Source organism: Pseudomonas sp. MH10 (assembly GCF_034353045.1).
Lineage (GTDB): Bacteria > Pseudomonadota > Gammaproteobacteria > Pseudomonadales > Pseudomonadaceae > Aquipseudomonas.
Genome location: NZ_CP133783.1, coordinates 2,872,470 through 2,890,492, shown reverse-complemented (window position 1 = coordinate 2,890,492; position 18,023 = coordinate 2,872,470). Strand labels below are relative to the sequence as shown.

The following is an 18,023-nucleotide window of genomic DNA, read 5'->3' as shown; positions in this document are numbered from 1 at the left end:
ACTTCGCGAAGCGCGGCGTCGATCACTTATGATCGGCCCGGCGCGTTTTTTCTATCCCAATCGAGCTTGAATAATGAATCGCAACGCCGAGTATTCTGGGGTCAATGACGCCGTTCGCGGAGAGTTCTTCCGCCGCGTCTGGAAACTGATAACGCCGTACTGGCGTAGCGAAGAAAAAGGCATGGCCTGGCTGCTGCTGGTGTCCGTGATCGCGCTGTCGCTGTTCAGCGTGGCGATCTCGGTGATGATCAACAGTTGGTACAAAGACTTCTACAACGCCTTGCAAGAGAAAAACGTAGAGGCGTTTACCCATCTGATTCTGTATTTCTGCGGTATCGCCGCCATCGCGATCCTCGGTGCGGTGTACCGTCTCTATCTGACGCAGATGCTGACCATCCGCTGGCGTCGATGGTTGACCGAGCAGCACTTTGCCAAGTGGCTCGCGCACAAAAATTACTACCAGCTTGAACAACATGGTTACACCGATAACCCTGACCAACGATTGTCCGAAGACCTGAATAGCTTCACTTCAAGTACCTTGAGCCTGGCGCTGGGCCTGATCCGCACTGTGGTCAGCCTGGTGTCGTTCTCGGTCATTTTGTGGGGTGTTTCGGGCAGTATCGTACTGCTGGGTATCACGATTCCCGGCTACATGTTTTGGGCTGCACTGTTATATGCCGCGTTGGGCAGTTGGCTGACTCACAAGATCGGCCAGCGGCTGATCAAGCTGAGCAACCAACAGGAACGCTACGAAGCTGATTTGCGTTTCGCGCTGGTCCGGGTTCGTGAAAATGCTGAAAGTATTGCCTTTTCCAATGGGGAGCCGAATGAAAATCAGCGGTTGAGTTCGCGCTTCGGCATGATCTGGACCAATTACTGGAACATCATGAAGGTCTCCAAGCGCCTGACCTTCTTCACGGCTGGTTATTCACAGATCGCCACCGTGTTCGCTTTCGTTGTCGCCTCCCCGCGTTACTTCTCGGGTGCCATCGAACTGGGCGGTCTGATGCAGATCAACTCGGCGTTCGGCAACGTGCAGGAAAACTTCAGCTGGTTCATCGACGCGTATACCTCGCTGGCCTCATGGCGCGCCACTTGCGATCGTCTGTTGAGTTTCCGTCAGGGTATGTCAGACAACGAAGCGCACAGTTCTGAGATCAAGCTGGACCGCGATGGCAATGCGCTGCGTTTTGATAACTTACAGCTGAAGCTGGCGGACGGTCGTGATCTATTGGCCGGCGCCAATCTGGACATCGCTTCGGGTGATCGCGTGATGCTCAGCGGCCGTTCGGGCAGCGGTAAAAGTACCTTGCTGCGTGCATTGGGTGGCTTGTGGTATGAGGGGCAGGGCCGTGTGCAATTGCCCGCCGAGCGCTATTTGTTCTTGCCGCAACGCCCGTATCTGCCGATTGGTACGTTGCGCGAGGCGTTAAGTTATCCACAGGCACCGGAAGCGTATCCGGCCGACCGTTATGCGCAGGTGCTGGAAACCTGTCGTCTGACTCATTTGATCCCGCGTCTCGACGAAAGTGATCACTGGCAACGCATGTTGTCGCCGGGTGAGCAACAGCGTGTGGCCTTTGCCCGTGCGCTGCTTTACGCACCGAGCTGGCTGTATCTGGATGAAGCAACGTCGGCAATGGACGAAGAAGATGAGGGCGCGCTGTATCAGGCGCTGATCGACGAGCTGCCGGGCGTGACCCTGCTTAGTGTTGGCCACCGCGCTAGCCTTAAGCGCTTCCATCGCCGGCATGTGCGGATTGATGGCGGCCAGTTGCGTGAACAACCTCAACCTGAGGCCGTCGTGTAAGAAATACTTGAATGTAACCGGGTTTTTACGCATGTTATCGTACAACCCGGTTGCGCTATCATGCGCGCTTATAAAGCTTTCTAGAGATTGATGTCGGATATGGATAATCAGAGCCCTGCGCCACGTGTTCGCAGAAAACACCGCAGCCTCGCCCAAGAGTTGGTGACTGAACTCTCCGAGCGGATCCGCGGTGGTCAACTGACGCGCGGAGACAAATTGCCGACCGAATCGGCAATCATGCAAGAACAGGGCGTCAGCCGCACAGTGGTGCGCGAGGCCATCTCGCGATTGCAAGCCTCCGGTTTGGTAGAAACCCGGCACGGCATCGGCACCTTTGTGCTGGATACGCCGAGCCCCAGTGGGTTTCGTATCGACCCGGCGACCATTGTCACGTTGCGTGACGTGCTGGCGATTCTCGAGTTGCGCATCAGCCTTGAAGTCGAATCAGCCGGATTGGCCGCGCAACGTCGCACCCCAGAGCAACTTTCGTTAATGCGAACAGCGCTGGATACGTTGATCGAAAGGGCGCAAAACGCCGCCGACGGTGTGTCATCAGACTTCCAGTTTCATTTGCAGATTGCGCTGTCGACAGGCAACCGTTACTTCGTCGACATCATGACTCACCTGGGTACCAGCATCATTCCACGTACCCGCCTCAATTCCGCGCATCTGGCCCATGACGATCAGCAGCAATACATGAGTCGTTTGAACCGCGAGCACGAAGAAATCTTCGAAGCCATCGCCCGCCAAGACTCCGACGCCGCCCGCGCCGCCATGCGCTTGCATCTGACCAATAGCCGCGAACGCCTGCGCCATGCCCATGAAGAGGCGCAAAAGCAGCAGGCTTAACTGGGCCGCGTCACTACTGTAGGAGCCGAAGGCTGCGAAGCCGGTATGGCTCTGGGATTTCATTGACACGGTTGATAGCAAGCAGCCGCGGATACGGTGGGAGTAGGCTTGCCTGCGAAGAGGCCGGTCATCGCGCCGCTGATGTCGACCTGAAACCTGGGCGTCTGCATTGACGGTTTCTTTGGCAAGCCAACAAAGACTTTTGGCAGACAAGGGAACAGTAGGCATTGAAATTCTGATCGCAGCCTTCGGCAGCGCCTATAGAAACGTGTGCAACGCCAGCATCTGTGGGACCGAATTCATTCGGGAAGGCCGCAACGCGGTGTTTCAGATAGATCGCGTTGTTTGCTTCCCGAATGAATTCGGTCCCACAGGTGCTTCACATCGATTTCGATACCTCTGATCGGCGCCGACAATCAAATTTTTAAAAGCCTATTGAGTCATTCTATTTCTAGTTGTACGATGACATACAACATCAGTTGAGAGCTGATGCGCTTCCTTCCATATTTTGCTACCCAGGGTGTTCGAATAATGAATCCACAAGAACTGAAGTCCATCCTTTCTGCAGGTCTGCTGTCTTTTCCTGTTACCGATTTCAACGCTCAGGGCGACTTCCACAAGGCCGGCTACATCAAGCGCCTTGAATGGCTCGCCCCGTACGGCGCTACCGCATTGTTCGCTGCCGGCGGCACCGGTGAGTTTTTCTCCCTCGCCGCCAGCGAATATTCCGAAGTCATCAAAACAGCGGTCGATACCTGCGCTAATAGCGTGCCGATCCTGGCCGGTGTCGGCGGCTCGACCCGCCAAGCCATCGAATACGCACAAGAAGCCGAGCGCCTGGGCGCCAAAGGCATCTTGCTGCTCCCGCACTACTTGACCGAAGCCAGCCAGGACGGCGTTGCCGCCCACGTTGAAGCCGTGTGCAAGTCGGTCAAGATCGGCGTGATCGTTTACAACCGTAACGTCTGCCGCCTGACCGCTCCGCTGCTGGAACGTCTGGCCGAACGCTGCCCGAACCTGATCGGCTACAAAGACGGCCTGGGCGACATCGAACTGATGGTCTCCATTCGTCATCGCCTTGGCGATCGCTTCAGCTACTTGGGCGGCCTGCCGACTGCCGAAGTCTACGCCGCTGCTTACAAAGCGCTGGGCGTTCCGGTGTATTCGTCGGCGGTGTTCAACTTCCTGCCAAAAATGGCCATGGACTTCTACCACGCCATTGCCCGTGACGATCACGCCACTGTTGGCAAGCTGATCGACGACTTCTTCCTGCCGTACCTGGACATCCGTAACCGCAAATCGGGTTACGCGGTCAGCATCGTTAAAGCCGGCGCAAAAATCGCTGGTTACGACGCAGGCCCAGTCCGCACGCCACTGACTGACCTCACCGCAGAAGAGTTTGAAATGCTCGCTGCGTTGATGGACAAGCAGGGCGCTCAATAATAATTACGCAGAATCAAGGCCGCTGAGCGATCAGCGGTTTTTTGCCTTTAGATTTTCGTGCCTTTTGGAGAATGTTCGTGTCTGATTCGAAACGTTTTGATAACTACATCGGTGGCGAGTGGGTTGCCGGTGCGACTTACTCCTCCAACATCAACCCATCTGATCTGTCGGATGTCGTCGGCCAATACGCTCAAGCTGACGTGGCGCAAGTCAACGCCGCCATTGATGCTGCCCGTGCCGCCTTCCCGGCTTGGTCGACGTCTGGCATTCAAGCACGCAGCGATTCGCTGGACAAAGTCGGCAGCGAAATCCTCGCCCGCCGTGAAGAGCTCGGCAACTTGCTCGCCCGTGAAGAAGGCAAAACTCTGCCTGAAGCGATTGGCGAAGTGACCCGCGCTGGCAACATTTTCAAATTCTTCGCCGGCGAATGCCTTCGACTGTCGGGTGATTACTTGCCGTCCGTACGTCCGGGCGTCAACGTTGAAGTCACTCGCGAACCGCTGGGCGTGATCGGTTTGATCACCCCGTGGAACTTCCCGATTGCGATTCCAGCCTGGAAAATTGCACCGGCTTTGGCTTACGGCAATTGTGTAGTGATCAAACCGGCTGACCTGGTACCAGGTTGCGCATGGGCCATCGCTGAAATCATCTCCCGTTCGGGCTTCCCGGCGGGTGTGTTCAACCTGGTGATGGGCAGCGGCCGTGTGGTAGGCGATGTGATCGTCAAAAGCCGCAAAGTCGATGGCGTTAGCTTCACCGGTTCAGTCGGCGTGGGTCGTCAGATCGCTGTTGATTGCATCGCGCGTCAAGCCAAAGTACAGCTGGAAATGGGCGGCAAAAACCCACAGGTCATTCTCGACGACGCTGATCTCAAGCAAGCGGTCGAGCTGTCGGTACAGAGCGCGTTTTATTCAACCGGTCAACGCTGCACGGCGTCGAGCCGCTTCATCGTAACGGATGGCATCCACGACAAGTTCGTTGAAGCCATGGCCGAGCGCATGCGTTCGATTAAAGTGGGTCACGCACTGAAATCCGGTATTGATATCGGTCCAGTCGTGTCCAAAGCCCAGCTGGATCAAGACATGAGCTATGTCGCCATCGGTCAGCAAGAAGGCGCACGTTTGGTTTCGGGCGGTGAATTGGTCACCTGCGACACCGAAGGCTACTTCTTGGCGCCAACGTTGTTTGCTGACAGCACTGCCCAGATGCGTATCAGCAAGGAAGAGATTTTTGGTCCAGTGGCGAACATCGTTCGTGTTGCTGATTATGAAGCTGCACTGGCCATGGCCAACGACACCGAGTTCGGTCTGTCGGCGGGTATTGCCACCTCTTCGCTGAAATACGCGAACCACTTCAAGCGTCATTCCCAAGCCGGGATGGTGATGGTCAACCTGCCAACAGCGGGTGTTGATTACCACGTACCGTTTGGTGGCCGTAAAGGTTCTTCCTACGGTTCGCGCGAGCAAGGTCGCTACGCGCAAGAGTTCTACACCGTGGTAAAAACTAGCTACGTCGGTTCGTAGGACCCGACGCCAATCCCTGTGGGAGCTGGCTTGCCTGCGAATGCCTCAACGCGGTTTTCCTGATACACCGCGTCGCGCTTGTTCGCAGGCAAGCCAGCTCCCACGGGATGAACTGAAACACCGGCAACTTGATTACCCGCAAAAAAAAATAATAGTGGGAGTACTGTTACATGCCACACGCCAAGCCGACTCACGTCCGCTATTTGATTCTGCTCATGCTGTTTCTGGTGACCACGATCAATTATGCCGACCGTGCAACCATTGCTATCGCGGGCTCAAGCCTGCAAAAAAGTCTCGGCATCGATGCCGTTACCCTCGGTTTTATCTTTTCCGCATTTGGTTGGGCCTACGTGGCTGGCCAGATTCCCGGCGGATGGCTGCTTGACCGGTTCGGGTCGAAAAAAGTCTATGCGCTGAGTATTTTCACGTGGTCGCTGTTCACCGTGCTGCAAGGCTATGTCGGTGAATTCGGCGTCTCCACGGCCATCGTCGCGCTGTTCATGCTGCGGTTCCTGGTGGGGCTGGCTGAAGCGCCGTCCTTTCCCGGTAACGCACGGATCGTGGCGGCCTGGTTCCCGACGGCTGAACGCGGCACCGCATCGGCCATCTTCAACTCCGCACAATATTTCGCCACGGTACTGTTCGCCCCGCTGATGGGCTGGATCGTTTACAGCTTCGGCTGGCAGCACGTGTTTGTGGTGATGGGCGGTGTCGGTCTGGTGTTTTCCGCGATCTGGCTGAAAGTTATCCACAGCCCGCGCAATCACCCGATGATCAACGAAGCCGAGTTCAACCATATTGCCGACAACGGCGGTCTGGTCGACATGGATCAGGACAAGGGCAAAGGCGCCAGCGGCGGCCCCAAGTGGGACTACGTTCGTCAGTTGCTGACCAACCGGATGATGCTCGGTGTTTACCTGGGCCAGTACTGCATCAACGGCATTACCTACTTCTTCCTAACCTGGTTCCCGGTGTACCTGGTTCAGGAGCGTGGGATGACGATTTTGAAAGCCGGCTTCATTGCTTCGCTGCCGGCGATCTGTGGGTTCATCGGCGGCGTATTGGGCGGGATCATTTCTGACTACCTGCTGCGCAAAGGTCATTCGCTGACCTTCTCCCGTAAGCTGCCGATTATCGGCGGGTTGCTGCTGTCGACGACGATTGTTGCGTGCAACTACGTGGACATCGAATGGATGGTGGTCGGTTTCATGGCCCTGGCCTTCTTCGGCAAAGGCGTCGGAGCATTGGGTTGGGCTGTGGTTTCCGATACCTCGCCAAAACAAATCGCCGGTTTGAGCGGTGGTTTGTTCAACATGTTCGGCAACATTGCGTCGATCACCACCCCTATTGTGATTGGTTACATCATCAGCTCAACCGGCTCGTTCAAGTGGGCACTGGTGTTCGTCGGCGCCAACGCGCTGGTGGCGGTGATTAGCTACCTGTTCATCGTCGGAGAGATCAAACGCGTCGAATTGAAAGAGCCGCCACTTAAGGGCCCAGCAATCGGCGATGGCGCCGAAAAGCTTTCTCAAGCCAAATCCTGAGGAAACCGTGATGAACCTGATTCAACATGCCGATTCGCCACGCTACATTCAGTTGAATGCCCTCGATAACGTAGTTGTCGTGGTCAACGATCAAGGTGTGCCTGCGGGCACCCAGTTCGACAACGGTTTGGTAACGCTGGATAACGTGCCGCAAAGCCACAAGGTCAACTTGGTGGACATCGCCGAAGGGGAGCCCATCATTCGTTATGGGCACACCATCGGTTTTGCCTTGCAGGCGATCCCGCGCGGCAGTTGGGTCAGGGAAGATCAACTGCGCATGCCGACCGCGCCGCCACTGGACAGCCTGCCGTTGTCCACCGATGTGCCGGAACAAGCCGAGCCGCTGGAAGGCTTCACCTTCGAAGGCTATCGCAACGCTGACGGCACCGTCGGTACGCGTAATATTCTGGGTATCACCACCACCGTGCAATGCGTCACCGGGGTGCTTGATCATGCGGTCAAGCGCATCCGTGACGAGTTGCTGCCTAAATACCCGAACGTCGATGACGTGGTGGCGCTGACCCACAGTTATGGCTGTGGCGTGGCGATCACGGCAAAAGATGCCTACATCCCGATCCGTACCGTGCGCAACTTGGCGCGCAACCCGAACCTGGGCGGCGAAGCGCTGGTGATCAGCCTGGGTTGCGAGAAATTGCAGCCGGGGCAAGTCATGCACGAAAACGATAGCTCGGTTGACCTCGACGATCCGTGGCTGTATCGGCTTCAGGACTCGAGCCACGGTTTCGTGGAAATGATCGAGCAGATCATGGACATGGCCGAGACCCGCTTGAAGAAACTCGATCAACGTCGTCGCGAAACCGTGCCGGCGTCCGAGCTGATTTTGGGCATGCAGTGTGGTGGCAGTGATGCGTTTTCTGGCATCACTGCTAACCCCGCACTGGGCTACGCCTCGGACCTGCTGTTGCGCGCCGGTGCGACGGTGATGTTTTCCGAAGTCACCGAAGTGCGTGATGCAATTTACTTGCTGACCTCCCGCGCTGAAACCGTCGAAGTGGCGCAAGAACTGGTTCGCGAAATGGACTGGTACGACCGTTACTTGGCCAAGGGTGAGGCAGATCGCAGTGCCAACACCACGCCAGGTAACAAAAAGGGCGGGCTGTCGAATATTGTCGAGAAGTCCTTGGGCTCCATCGTCAAATCCGGGCGCAGCGCGATCAACGGGGTGCTTGGCCCTGGCGAACGCTTCACGCGTAAAGGGTTGATTTTCTGTGCAACGCCAGCCAGTGATTTTGTCTGCGGTACGTTGCAACTGGCTGCCGGAATGAACATGCACGTGTTCACCACTGGGCGCGGTACGCCGTATGGCTTGGCGATGGCGCCGGTGGTGAAGGTGTCGACGCGCACCGAACTGTCACAGCGCTGGCCAGACCTGATCGACATCGACGCAGGCCGCATCGCCACCGGGCGCGCCACCATCGAAGACCTGGGTTGGGAGCTGTTCCACTTCTACCTGGACGTTGCCAGCGGCAAGAAAAAAACCTGCGCCGAAGCGCTGCGTTTGCACAACGACATCACTTTGTTCAACCCGGCGCCTATTACGTAATACCGGCGATTGAACAGCAGGAACGAGGGAGCACCTCGTTCCTGCATCTCCATGCCCCACCGCGACAACGCTTGATCGATGACCCCTAATAAAAATAAAGAAGGTACAACGATGCAGACCGAGACCCTCGTTCGCCCGGCAATTGCCGCTGGCGTTTCTACTGCGTTGCCGACCCGGCGGCGCTATTTCATGTTGGCACTGGTGCTTATCGCAACAGTGATCAACTACGTCGACCGCATCAACATTTCCATCGTCGCGCCGTTCATGGCCAAAGACCTCGGTTTCGACAAGATCGAAATGGGGCTGATCTTTTCCGCGTTTGCCTGGACCTATGCCTTCGCGCTGTTGCCCGGTGGCTACATGGCTGACCGCTTTGGCTCACGAATTACCTACGGCATTTCGCTGGTGGTCTGGTCCATCGCGACGGTGTTTCAAGGGGCCGTCAGCAACTTCAGCATGCTCTTCGGTTTGCGTTTGACCATCGGCGCCATGGAAGCCCCAGCGTTTCCGGCCAACAGCCGAGCGGTGACCTTGTGGTTCCCGACCCGCGAGCGAGGGTTGGCCACCAGTATCTATGTCATGGGCCAATACATCGGCACCGCCCTGTTTTCCGGGTTGTTGCTGTGGATTGCCACCACGTACGGCTGGAAGCAGGTGTTCTATGTCACTGGCGGCGTAGGGGTGATCTTCGGCGGTATTTGGTACTGGAAATACCGGGACCCGCTGGCGGACAAACACCTGAGCAAAGAAGAGCTGACCTACATCGAAGAGGGCGGCGGTCTGGCCCAGAGCAGTAAAGAACGTACGCCTTTCAATTGGAAACTGGTACGTCAGCTGTTTACCTACCGAAAGATTTGGGCGATCTGCATCGGCAAGTTCGCCAGCTCTTCGGCGCTGTATTTCTTCCTGACCTGGTTCCCGACGTACCTGATGGAAGAGCGCAAGATGACCATGGTCAAGGTCGGCATCTTTGCTGCGCTGCCCTACATCGGCGCTACCGTCGGTGTGTTACTGGCAGGCTATTTCTCGGACCTGCTGATCCGTCGCAACTTCTCGATGTCCTTCGCTCGCAAGGCGCCGTTGGTGATCGGCTCGGCGCTGGGCATGTCCATCGTGTTGGTCAACTTCGTGCAATCCAATGAGCTGTGCATCGCGATTCTGACCGTTGCCTTTTTTGCTCAAGGTGTTTCTGCAGCGTCTTGGGCGGCGGTCTCGGAAGTAGCGCCCAAAGAATTGATCGGCTTGACCGGTGGCGTCACCAGTCTCTCGGCCAACCTGGCAGGCATCGTGACCCCGATCATGATCGGCTTCATTGTTCAAAGCACCGGCTCGTTTGCCTGGGCATTCAACTTCATCGGGCTGGTCGCGTTGATGGGCACTTTGTCCTATTCACTGCTGCTGGGCCGTTTACACCGTATCGTGCTCAAACCCGTCTAAGGCTGAAACAAGCGTCGGGCGCGGCTCGACGTTATCCAACAGAGGAATTGTTTGATGGCTAATCCACGTTTGCTGCAAGTCGGCCCACTGACTGACCGATTCAATCAACAATTGGCCGCAGCCCATGACGTCCAGCAACTTTGGACCCAGGCAGACCCGGTCGCCTTTCTCAAGGAGCGCGGCGCCGAGTTCGACATCGTTATTACCTCGGCTCGCTTTGGTTGTTCAGCGGCGCAATTGGCGGCGATGCCCTCCGTGAAAGCGATTTGCAGCTTTGGTGTGGGTTATGACGCAATCGCCGTAGGCGCCGCCCATGCGCGTGGGATTCAGATTAGCAATACGCCGGACGTCCTCAATGACTGTGTTGCCGACCTGGCCATGGGCCTGATCATCGACAGCGCCCGCAAGATTGCCCTCGGCGACCGCTTTGTTCGCGACGGCTCATGGGGCGCCAAGCCTTTCCCGTTGGGCCGCAGCGTGACCGGAAAAAAACTTGGCATCGTTGGCTTGGGGCGCATCGGCAAAGAAGTGGTCAAGCGTTCCAGCGGCTTCAGCATGGAAGCGCGTTATCACAACCGTAAACCTGATGCGACCAGCCCCCTTCAGTACGAAGCGGACTTGATCGAACTGGCGCGTTGGTCGGACTTCCTGGTCCTGACCTGCGTTGGTGGTCCTTCGACCCATCACCTGATCAGCACCGACGTGCTCGAAGCACTGGGCGAAACCGGCACGTTGATCAACGTTGCGCGGGGCACGGTGGTTGATGAAGACGCATTGGTCGCCGCGCTGGTCAACGGCAAACTCGGCGCCGCCGGGCTGGACGTTTTCGACGTAGAACCTAAGGTGCCAAGCGCTTTGCTTGAACTGCCGAACGTCGTGCTATTGCCGCACATTGGCAGCGGTACCGAAGAAACCCGTTTGGGCATGGAAGCGGTGGTGTTCAGCAATTTGAAGGCGTTCCTGGAGCGCGGCGAGGTTGTAAACGCGGTCTGATGCACCGTCTTCTGTGGGATCCAATTTTGGGGGGGGCAGTTCAAATCTGTGGGACCGAATTTATTCGGGAATGGATTTCAAATCCACTGAGTCCGTGTTTGACACTACGCCTTCCCGAATAAATTCGGTTCCCACAGCGGCGGCACCAGACGCGCAGTCCAAAAGCCCGGATGCTTGTTGGCGCTCCTCCCCGCTGGTCCACGTCCCCTGAACTTTTGCCGTCGCGCTGGCTTCCCAATTTCTGTGGAGGCTAGCCTGATGCAGCCTCCCTTTTGAACACTGCATAGCTGCACACTCGGGGAGCATTCCATGCGAGCACTTACTTACCACGGCGCCCATGACGTAAGGGTTGATACCGTTCCAGATCCGGTCATACAAGATGCGGACGACATCGTTTTGAAAGTCACGGCCACGGCTATTTGCGGCTCCGATTTGCACCTTTATCGGGGCAAAATTCCTGCTGTGGAGCATGGCGATATCTTTGGCCATGAATTCATGGGGGTGGTTGAAGAAGTGGGCTCGCAGGTCACGGCAGTGAAGAAAGGTGATCGGGTTGTGATCCCTTTTGTGATCGCGTGTGGCAGCTGCTTTTTCTGTCAGCAGGATCAGTTCGCCGCCTGTGAAACCACCAATACCGGGCGCGGCGCGATTATGAACAAAAAGTCGATCCCACCTGGCGCGGCACTGTTTGGGTTCAGTCATTTATACGGTGGCGTGCCAGGCGGCCAAGCTGAGTATGTGCGGGTGCCTAAGGCCAACGTCGGCCCTTTCAAAGTGCCGGGTACATTGGCCGACGAGAAGGTGTTGTTCTTGTCCGATATTTTGCCCACCGCATGGCAGGCGGTGTTGAACACTGGAATCGGTAAGGGCTCAAGCATCGCGATTTATGGCGCTGGGCCGGTGGGGTTACTCAGCGCGGCGTGCGCACGCATGCTGGGCGCCGAAAAGATTTTCATGGTTGACCATCATTCGTATCGCTTGGAGTACGCTCACAGCACCTACGGCGTTATTCCAATCAATTTCGATGAGGACGATGATCCTGCCGACACCATCATCCGCCAAACGCCGGGGATGCGAGGCGTGGATGGTGTGGTCGATGCTGTGGGTTTCGAGGCCAAGGGCAGCACCACTGAAACGGTATTGGCCACGCTCAAGCTCGAAGGCAGTAGCGGCAAAGCCCTGCGTCAGTGCATCGCCGCCGTGCGTCGCGGCGGTACGGTCAGCGTGCCGGGCGTCTACGCAGGGTTTATTCATGGGTTCATGTTTGGCGACGCCTTCGATAAAGGCTTGACCTTCAAAATGGGCCAGACCCACGTGCAGCGCTATTTGCCCGAACTGCTGGAACATATCGAAAGCGGCGCGCTGACACCGGAAGCCATCATCACTCACCGGTTGTCCCTGGAGGATGCGGTGGAGGGTTACAAAATCTTCGACAAAAAAGAAGAAGATTGCCGCAAGGTGATTTTGACACCGGGCATGAGTTCGCATCTCAGCTAACGCCAGACCTCTGTAGGCGCGAACTTGTTGGCGAAGGTTCTAATGCGGTGTTTCTGAGACACCGCTTCGCCAACAAGTCGGCTCCTACGGATTTAGTTGGTCGCTGTCTCAGTGATACGTCGCCGATGGGGGAGAGTAGTCTTGCAGTCGTGCGCCGATGACCATTTCACTGATCCAGTTATGCCGCATCGAGCGGTAGGCGCGTCGTGCATCGACGCCGTTGAAGACGGTAAGACCTTCAATACCGCGTCGCTCTAACGTTTGTTAAACAGCCCGGGCCATCCTTCCGGTTGAGCGGTCGCATTTACCCGCTGCGAAGAAGAAAGCAGGCTCCGCTAAGTTCACTGTTGTCTGATGAGTGGATATGGCTAATTTATTAGTTAACTAACGTTGCGGCAATATGCACTGTTTGTTTTTTAAGTTGTCATGCAAATTGCACGGAGCACTTTCAAGTGGGTACGGGTAACTCATTGTTTTTATGTGTATTTAATCTTCTGTTGGAATAGGCATGGAAGATGCTAAATGCCTTGAGTGAGCAATATTGCTCTGACACTTATCAGCCCGAGCAGGCGACCCCGCATATAAGTTGCCACTTTTTCTTTGGAGAACCGTGATGAATGCTATCGACATGCTTGTTCAAGACCATGTACGGGTCAAGGAAATTCTCACTCAGCTCAGTGAGTCGTCGGATCGTGCGCTTAAAAAACGCGCCGACCTGTTAACCAAGCTGGAAATGGAATTGATTATCCATACACAGCTCGAAGAAGAGATTCTGTACCCCGCGTTTAAAGCCGCCGGCAGTAAAGAACAGGACATTATGTATTACGAGGCCAAGGAAGAGCACCGCACCGTCGACTCTCTGGTGCTGCCGGATTTAAAAGTCACCGACCCAAGCACACCCGAATTTGCTGGGCGAGTCAAAGTCGTCAAGGAATTGCTGGAGCACCACATCGAAGAAGAGGAGGAGGAAATGTTTCCTCAGTGCGAGGAGCTTTTGGGTAAGGAAAAACTCGAGGAGATCGGTAAGGAAATGGAAGTGATGAAAGCTCAGTTGAAGAAGTCGTTGATGGCGGACATGAAGGCGGCGTGATGAGCCTGATTAAAAAGGGCGTTCACGGAACGCCCTTTTTATAGGTGCCTTATTCGGACACTTTCTTCTCTATTTTTGCAGCGAGATTGCGGTCGAGGGTTTCCTCGTCGCCCAGCGCCTCATATTTTTTGCGCAACGCTCTTAGCTCTTTGTGATCCATTTTATCCAGGCTGAGAAGGGCGTTTTGCGCATCGGTGGTCGCTCGCAGCAATTCATCTATCTTGATGTGCAGCACGTCGTTATCACGATTTTGGGTATTTTGAATCACGAATACCATCAGAAACGTAATAATGGTGGTCGAGGTGTTAATAATCAGCTGCCACGTGTCGTTGTAGTGAAAGTATGGTCCCGTCATCCCCCAAATCAGAATCATCACAAGCGCCGCCAAAAATGTTTTGGCGCTGCCGGCCCACTTCGACAAAGCCTGAGAAAACGTCGAAAATTTCATGGATATAACCTTTAATTCAGAGGGGTGAATTAAAGACATCGTGCCTTGGCTGAAATTTCTCTTTAGCGAAAAAGTTCCAGGCGCCTCACCGAGCGCCTGAAACTTGCCGTGTTTCTGGATGACGGAGTGTCAATTACTCTGAATTTTCTGCATCGCCTGGGTCGTTAACGAAATGCACTCACGGGCACCGTCGTCGTTATTTCGGGCAAATGCCGCTTCGGCTCGGTGCAGCGTAGAGTCGATATCCCCCCTGACCTGATCGTTCATCCCCGGATTACTCGACTGAGCGTCTCTTACTTTTTGGAGGTTGATCTGGCAGAGACTGCTTTCGTTTCCGGCAAAAACCGGGAGCGCCAATGTGGTTGCAGTTAGGAACAAGCCAATCAGTACACAGCGCTTCATGGAAACTCCGAAGGCATGACGGCCAAATGGCCTGAACGATTTTGATTATAGCGGGTTGAGTTCGGTTCCCGTCAGAGATCTAAAGCGCGTTAGATAGAAAGCGACCCGGATTAGCGTTGGGCGCAGGTAACGCTATAGTTGTTATTTTGCGGCCCCGAGCACTTCGGGTATGCAGGCGTATTTCATGAGGCTGATCTCGCGAGGAGAAGCGACATGGCGGATATTGCGTTGATAGATACGATCTCCCAATGCATCGCAGCAGCGGCCGGACTGGGCACCGCTGCTTTTGCGTTAGTCGATACTACAAAAGCGTTCGGTGGTGGGGTCTCTAACTGTGGGTTTTCGGAGATCGAGCGTGTCGTGGCGTTATTTTTCCCAAAGGGAGAATTTAATGAAACCACTATCACGCCGCAAATGGCTTCATCTCTAGGTTCACATCAACTGATGTTAACGCTGCGTGCTAATTGGCTAAACGGCACGGCGCTGGAGGGTCAAAAAGCCATCGCGAAATCGTTGCTTAAGCTCCGGTTCAGCACCGCCACCGCTGGCGCTTACGCGACGGCGACCGGCATGAACGCCGAAGTGCTGGCCTCCTTGGCGGAGAAGATAAGCAACGGCACCGGGCTTACCTTAAGAGAAGGCGACGCATGGGCACGTTTCGATTTAATGCTCACCGCGATACTCGATCAAGGCTACGAACGCGGCGACCAAATTTACCGGAACAGTGCCAAAGCACTGTCGGTCGTGGTTTCAATCGGGTTGGCCGTCGTCGGCTTTTATGCGTACGACCAGTCCTTCAAATCTTTGGGCGTAGCACTGCTTGTGGGATTGGCCGCCACCCCGGTCGCCCCTGTCGCCAAAGACCTGACGAGTGCTATCGCTGCAGGTGCCAAGGCCGCCGAGGCGTTCCGTAAATAGGGCCAATGCCATGACGTGGTTTCTTGATTTACGCGCTGACAGCGTAGGTGGCATCCCGGCCAGCGAGGTTATCGTCCGCCAGGGATATGGGCATTACCCAAACTTCGACGAGTTAGTCAGGCAAGCGCGAGGGCACGACGTGCTATTCGCCACCCACGGTTTTAATGTGAACCGCAATGACGGCATTGAAAGCCTGACCGGGTGGGAGCGATTATTGGAGTTGGGGCCAAATACCCTGTTTGTAGGGGTTCTATGGCCGGGGGATTCACGCTGGGTGCCGGTTCTGGATTATCCCTTTGAAGACAGCGAAGCCATAACCAGCGCGGGTTTGTTGGCCGCGTTTGTCGACCGTCATTTCGGCGCCGCTACCAGCCTGTCTTTTGTTTCCCACAGCCTCGGGGCACGGGTCATTTTAGAAACCATCACCCAAATGAAGCTGCCAGTGACCCAAGCAATTTTGATGGCCGGCGCCATCAACGACAATTGCCTGAACACACAATACAAGGCGACGGCGGGCAAGTTGAAGACGCTGTCGATACTGGCCTCCCTTGAAGACCACGTACTGGCAGTCGCCTTTCCCCTCGGCAATCCCTTGGCGGGCGTGGTCGACAAGGGTCATCCCTATTGGCAGGGCGCCCTGGGCCGCGACGGCCCCGACTTGCCATGCCCCGACAACGTAGACCCCCACTGGGAAATCCCGAACGAATGGAAATACGACCACAGTGATTACTTGGGAGGAATTCCACCGAAGCTATTAGCCGCCGTGGACCTGCCGCCGGCACGGACATTTAGGCTGCAATCCAAGCCAGCTTGGTCGGCAGGGTTTGTTTCGTATCGGTTTAGGAAGGGGTTGGGGCGGTGATATAGCCCACGCATAACCGGTGATGAGAGGGAGGCGGAGATAAATCCGCCTCCCCCCGATGCAGTTAAGTGCTTACAGGAAGTTGTAGGTGTAGTTGAAAATCAGGCGAGTCTGGTCTTGGTTCGCGACCCCTGTGCCGCCTGCGTGGTAGCTACCCGTACGCAGCGTCGTACCGAAGCCCTTCAGGTAGCCACTCTGAAACACGTAGTCCACACCTGCGTCGCGTTCCCATTCTGTGTGATTCACACCGTTAAGTGTCTTATCTTTAATGTTATCGCCACGCAAATAGCTAACAAAAGCGCTCAACCCAGGGACGCCGACCCGTGCGAAGTCGTACGTGTATTGACCGAACGAAGTGTCTTCACCTGCTCGAATGAAACTGCCGATCACTGAGTTGGTGTATAGGTAGAAGCTGGTACCGCCGTTGTCTTCGCTGTTGGAACCGTTAGTTGCCAAAGACTTGCCGTTGTTGGTGACGTTACCTTGGTTCAGCATTACGAAGCCGCCGTCATCGCTGACGCTCTGATAGCCAAGCATAAATTTGCTGCCGCCCAACTGGTAAGTAAACATGGTGCTCCAGGTGACGTTATCAACTTCATTGGCGTGCTTGGCATAACCACCGTTGTTGTTGAACGCGTAACCGGCCGTGCCGCTGCTGTTTTTGCCGTCAGAGCTGCTGCTAAAGTAGCGCAAATCAGTCTTGAAGGACTGGTCGTCACCCAGTGGCAATACGTGGATCAAGCCAAAGAAGTTCTGGGTATAAAAGTCTTGCAGGTTCGCGCGGTAATACTGCACGGTCAGGTCTTTGGTGACTTTGTAGTCGGCACCCGCGTAACGGAATTGGTTGCTGCCTTCGGTTGCGCCTGCAACTGACAGCGAGGTGCTGTTGGTCGATGCACGGCCAGTGGAGTGTTCCAGTTGACCCGCGTTCAGCGTCAGGTTGTCGATTTCTCTGGAGGTAATCATGCCGCCGTCGAAGTTCTGCGGCATCGTGCGGCTGTCGGTCGCCATCATGATTGGCATCTGAGGAAACAGAGCGCCACCCACGTGTAATTCAGTTTTGGACACGCGGAATTTGACGTTTGCGTCCCCTCGGGCCACGTCGTCCTGAGCCGAGTTGTCGCTGTCACTTGGCCAGAATGAGTTACCTGTGCCTGGGTGGTGACCTGGGCCGCCATCAAGGTGCAGACCGTAGATCAGTTGAGCATCGACCCCGACCCCGATTAGCCCTTGGGTAAAGCCGGATTTATAGTCGAGCTTGAGAGTTTCAACAGTTTCGCGCTGGTTGATCCCATTAGCGGAGTGATCATCGTTCTCGTAATAATAGGTACGTGAACTGAGGGAAAGTTTGCTGTCTTCCAGAAACCCTTGTGGCTTCGCAGCATCATCTGCTTGAACGTGTAGCGACAGTGCGGCCAGTGCAATAGCTGCTGCGAGTTTTTGCTTGTTCAATGTAGTGCTCCTTTGGTCTATTTTTATAATATTTGCTGTCCGAATCTGCGTGCGGATAAGCGGTACATAAGCGTTTGGTATTTTACAGCCGCGGTTAGTTGGCAATTAAGTGTGTTGCCAACCACTCAGAGCACTGGAGGCCTTATTCGGAGAATCCACGGAACGATCAAAACCGTCGGGGATAACGCTCC

The 18,023-nt window shown here is 55.5% G+C and carries 15 protein-coding genes; 12 read left to right on the top strand and 3 right to left on the bottom strand.

Annotated elements, in window-relative coordinates; all coding sequences use genetic code 11:
• Positions 1 to 73 precede the first annotated feature (73 nt).
• The 10 genes from RHM59_RS12955 (at position 74) to RHM59_RS12910 (ending at position 13,750) form a co-directional block, all read left to right on the top strand.
• Positions 74 to 1,810, top strand: coding sequence for an ABC transporter ATP-binding protein/permease (locus RHM59_RS12955; protein ID WP_322167576.1), 1,737 nt, complete (start codon positions 74 to 76; stop codon positions 1,808 to 1,810).
• Positions 1,811 to 1,909: 99 nt separating this feature from the next.
• A complete protein-coding gene (locus RHM59_RS12950) occupies positions 1,910 to 2,659 on the top strand; it encodes a FadR/GntR family transcriptional regulator (RefSeq protein ID WP_322167577.1) in 750 nt (249 codons plus the stop codon).
• A 531-nt stretch (positions 2,660 to 3,190) separates the two neighbouring features.
• On the top strand, positions 3,191 to 4,102 hold the full coding sequence (kdgD, locus tag RHM59_RS12945) for a 5-dehydro-4-deoxyglucarate dehydratase (protein WP_322167578.1): 912 nt from the start codon (positions 3,191 to 3,193) through the stop codon (positions 4,100 to 4,102).
• 77 nt (positions 4,103 to 4,179) lie between these two features.
• Positions 4,180 to 5,625: an aldehyde dehydrogenase family protein gene (locus RHM59_RS12940; RefSeq protein ID WP_322224211.1), complete on the top strand. Its 1,446-nt coding sequence runs from the start codon at positions 4,180 to 4,182 to the stop codon at positions 5,623 to 5,625.
• 170 nt (positions 5,626 to 5,795) lie between these two features.
• Positions 5,796 to 7,169, top strand: a complete 1,374-nt coding sequence (locus tag RHM59_RS12935; protein WP_322167580.1) for an MFS transporter — start codon at positions 5,796 to 5,798, stop codon at positions 7,167 to 7,169.
• A gap of 10 nt (positions 7,170 to 7,179) precedes the next feature.
• Positions 7,180 to 8,733, top strand: a complete 1,554-nt coding sequence (gene garD / locus RHM59_RS12930; RefSeq protein WP_322167581.1) for a galactarate dehydratase — start codon at positions 7,180 to 7,182, stop codon at positions 8,731 to 8,733.
• A 111-nt stretch (positions 8,734 to 8,844) separates the two neighbouring features.
• Positions 8,845 to 10,170 (top strand): MFS transporter, encoded by a 1,326-nt coding sequence (locus tag RHM59_RS12925; protein WP_322224209.1) that lies wholly within the window; start codon positions 8,845 to 8,847, stop codon positions 10,168 to 10,170.
• 54 nt (positions 10,171 to 10,224) lie between these two features.
• Positions 10,225 to 11,163: a 2-hydroxyacid dehydrogenase gene (locus RHM59_RS12920; protein WP_322224206.1), complete on the top strand. Its 939-nt coding sequence runs from the start codon at positions 10,225 to 10,227 to the stop codon at positions 11,161 to 11,163.
• 309 nt (positions 11,164 to 11,472) lie between these two features.
• Positions 11,473 to 12,660 carry a zinc-dependent alcohol dehydrogenase gene (locus RHM59_RS12915; RefSeq protein WP_322167583.1) on the top strand — a complete coding sequence of 396 codons (1,188 nt, stop codon included), beginning with the start codon at positions 11,473 to 11,475 and terminating at the stop codon, positions 12,658 to 12,660.
• Between the two features lie 613 nt (positions 12,661 to 13,273).
• Positions 13,274 to 13,750, top strand: a complete 477-nt coding sequence (locus RHM59_RS12910; protein WP_322167584.1) for a hemerythrin domain-containing protein — start codon at positions 13,274 to 13,276, stop codon at positions 13,748 to 13,750.
• A 49-nt stretch (positions 13,751 to 13,799) separates the two neighbouring features.
• On the opposite strand, the gene RHM59_RS12905 is transcribed toward RHM59_RS12910, so the two are convergent.
• Entirely contained in the window at positions 13,800 to 14,198 is a 399-nt protein-coding gene (locus RHM59_RS12905) for a low affinity iron permease family protein (protein ID WP_322167585.1), read from the bottom strand.
• 129 nt (positions 14,199 to 14,327) lie between these two features.
• Positions 14,328 to 14,600, bottom strand: coding sequence for a hypothetical protein (locus tag RHM59_RS12900; protein WP_322167586.1), 273 nt, complete (start codon positions 14,598 to 14,600; stop codon positions 14,328 to 14,330).
• Positions 14,601 to 14,813: 213 nt separating this feature from the next.
• Between RHM59_RS12900 and RHM59_RS12895 the strand changes: the two genes are divergently transcribed.
• A complete protein-coding gene (locus RHM59_RS12895) occupies positions 14,814 to 15,518 on the top strand; it encodes a hypothetical protein (RefSeq protein WP_322167587.1) in 705 nt (234 codons plus the stop codon).
• A 10-nt stretch (positions 15,519 to 15,528) separates the two neighbouring features.
• On the top strand, positions 15,529 to 16,380 hold the full coding sequence (locus tag RHM59_RS12890) for an alpha/beta hydrolase (RefSeq protein ID WP_322167588.1): 852 nt from the start codon (positions 15,529 to 15,531) through the stop codon (positions 16,378 to 16,380).
• A gap of 72 nt (positions 16,381 to 16,452) precedes the next feature.
• Here the strand turns inward: RHM59_RS12890 and RHM59_RS12885 are convergent, their stop codons facing one another.
• Complete coding sequence (locus RHM59_RS12885; protein WP_322167589.1) at positions 16,453 to 17,832, bottom strand: OprD family outer membrane porin; 1,380 nt, start codon at positions 17,830 to 17,832, stop codon at positions 16,453 to 16,455.
• Positions 17,833 to 18,023 lie beyond the last annotated feature (191 nt).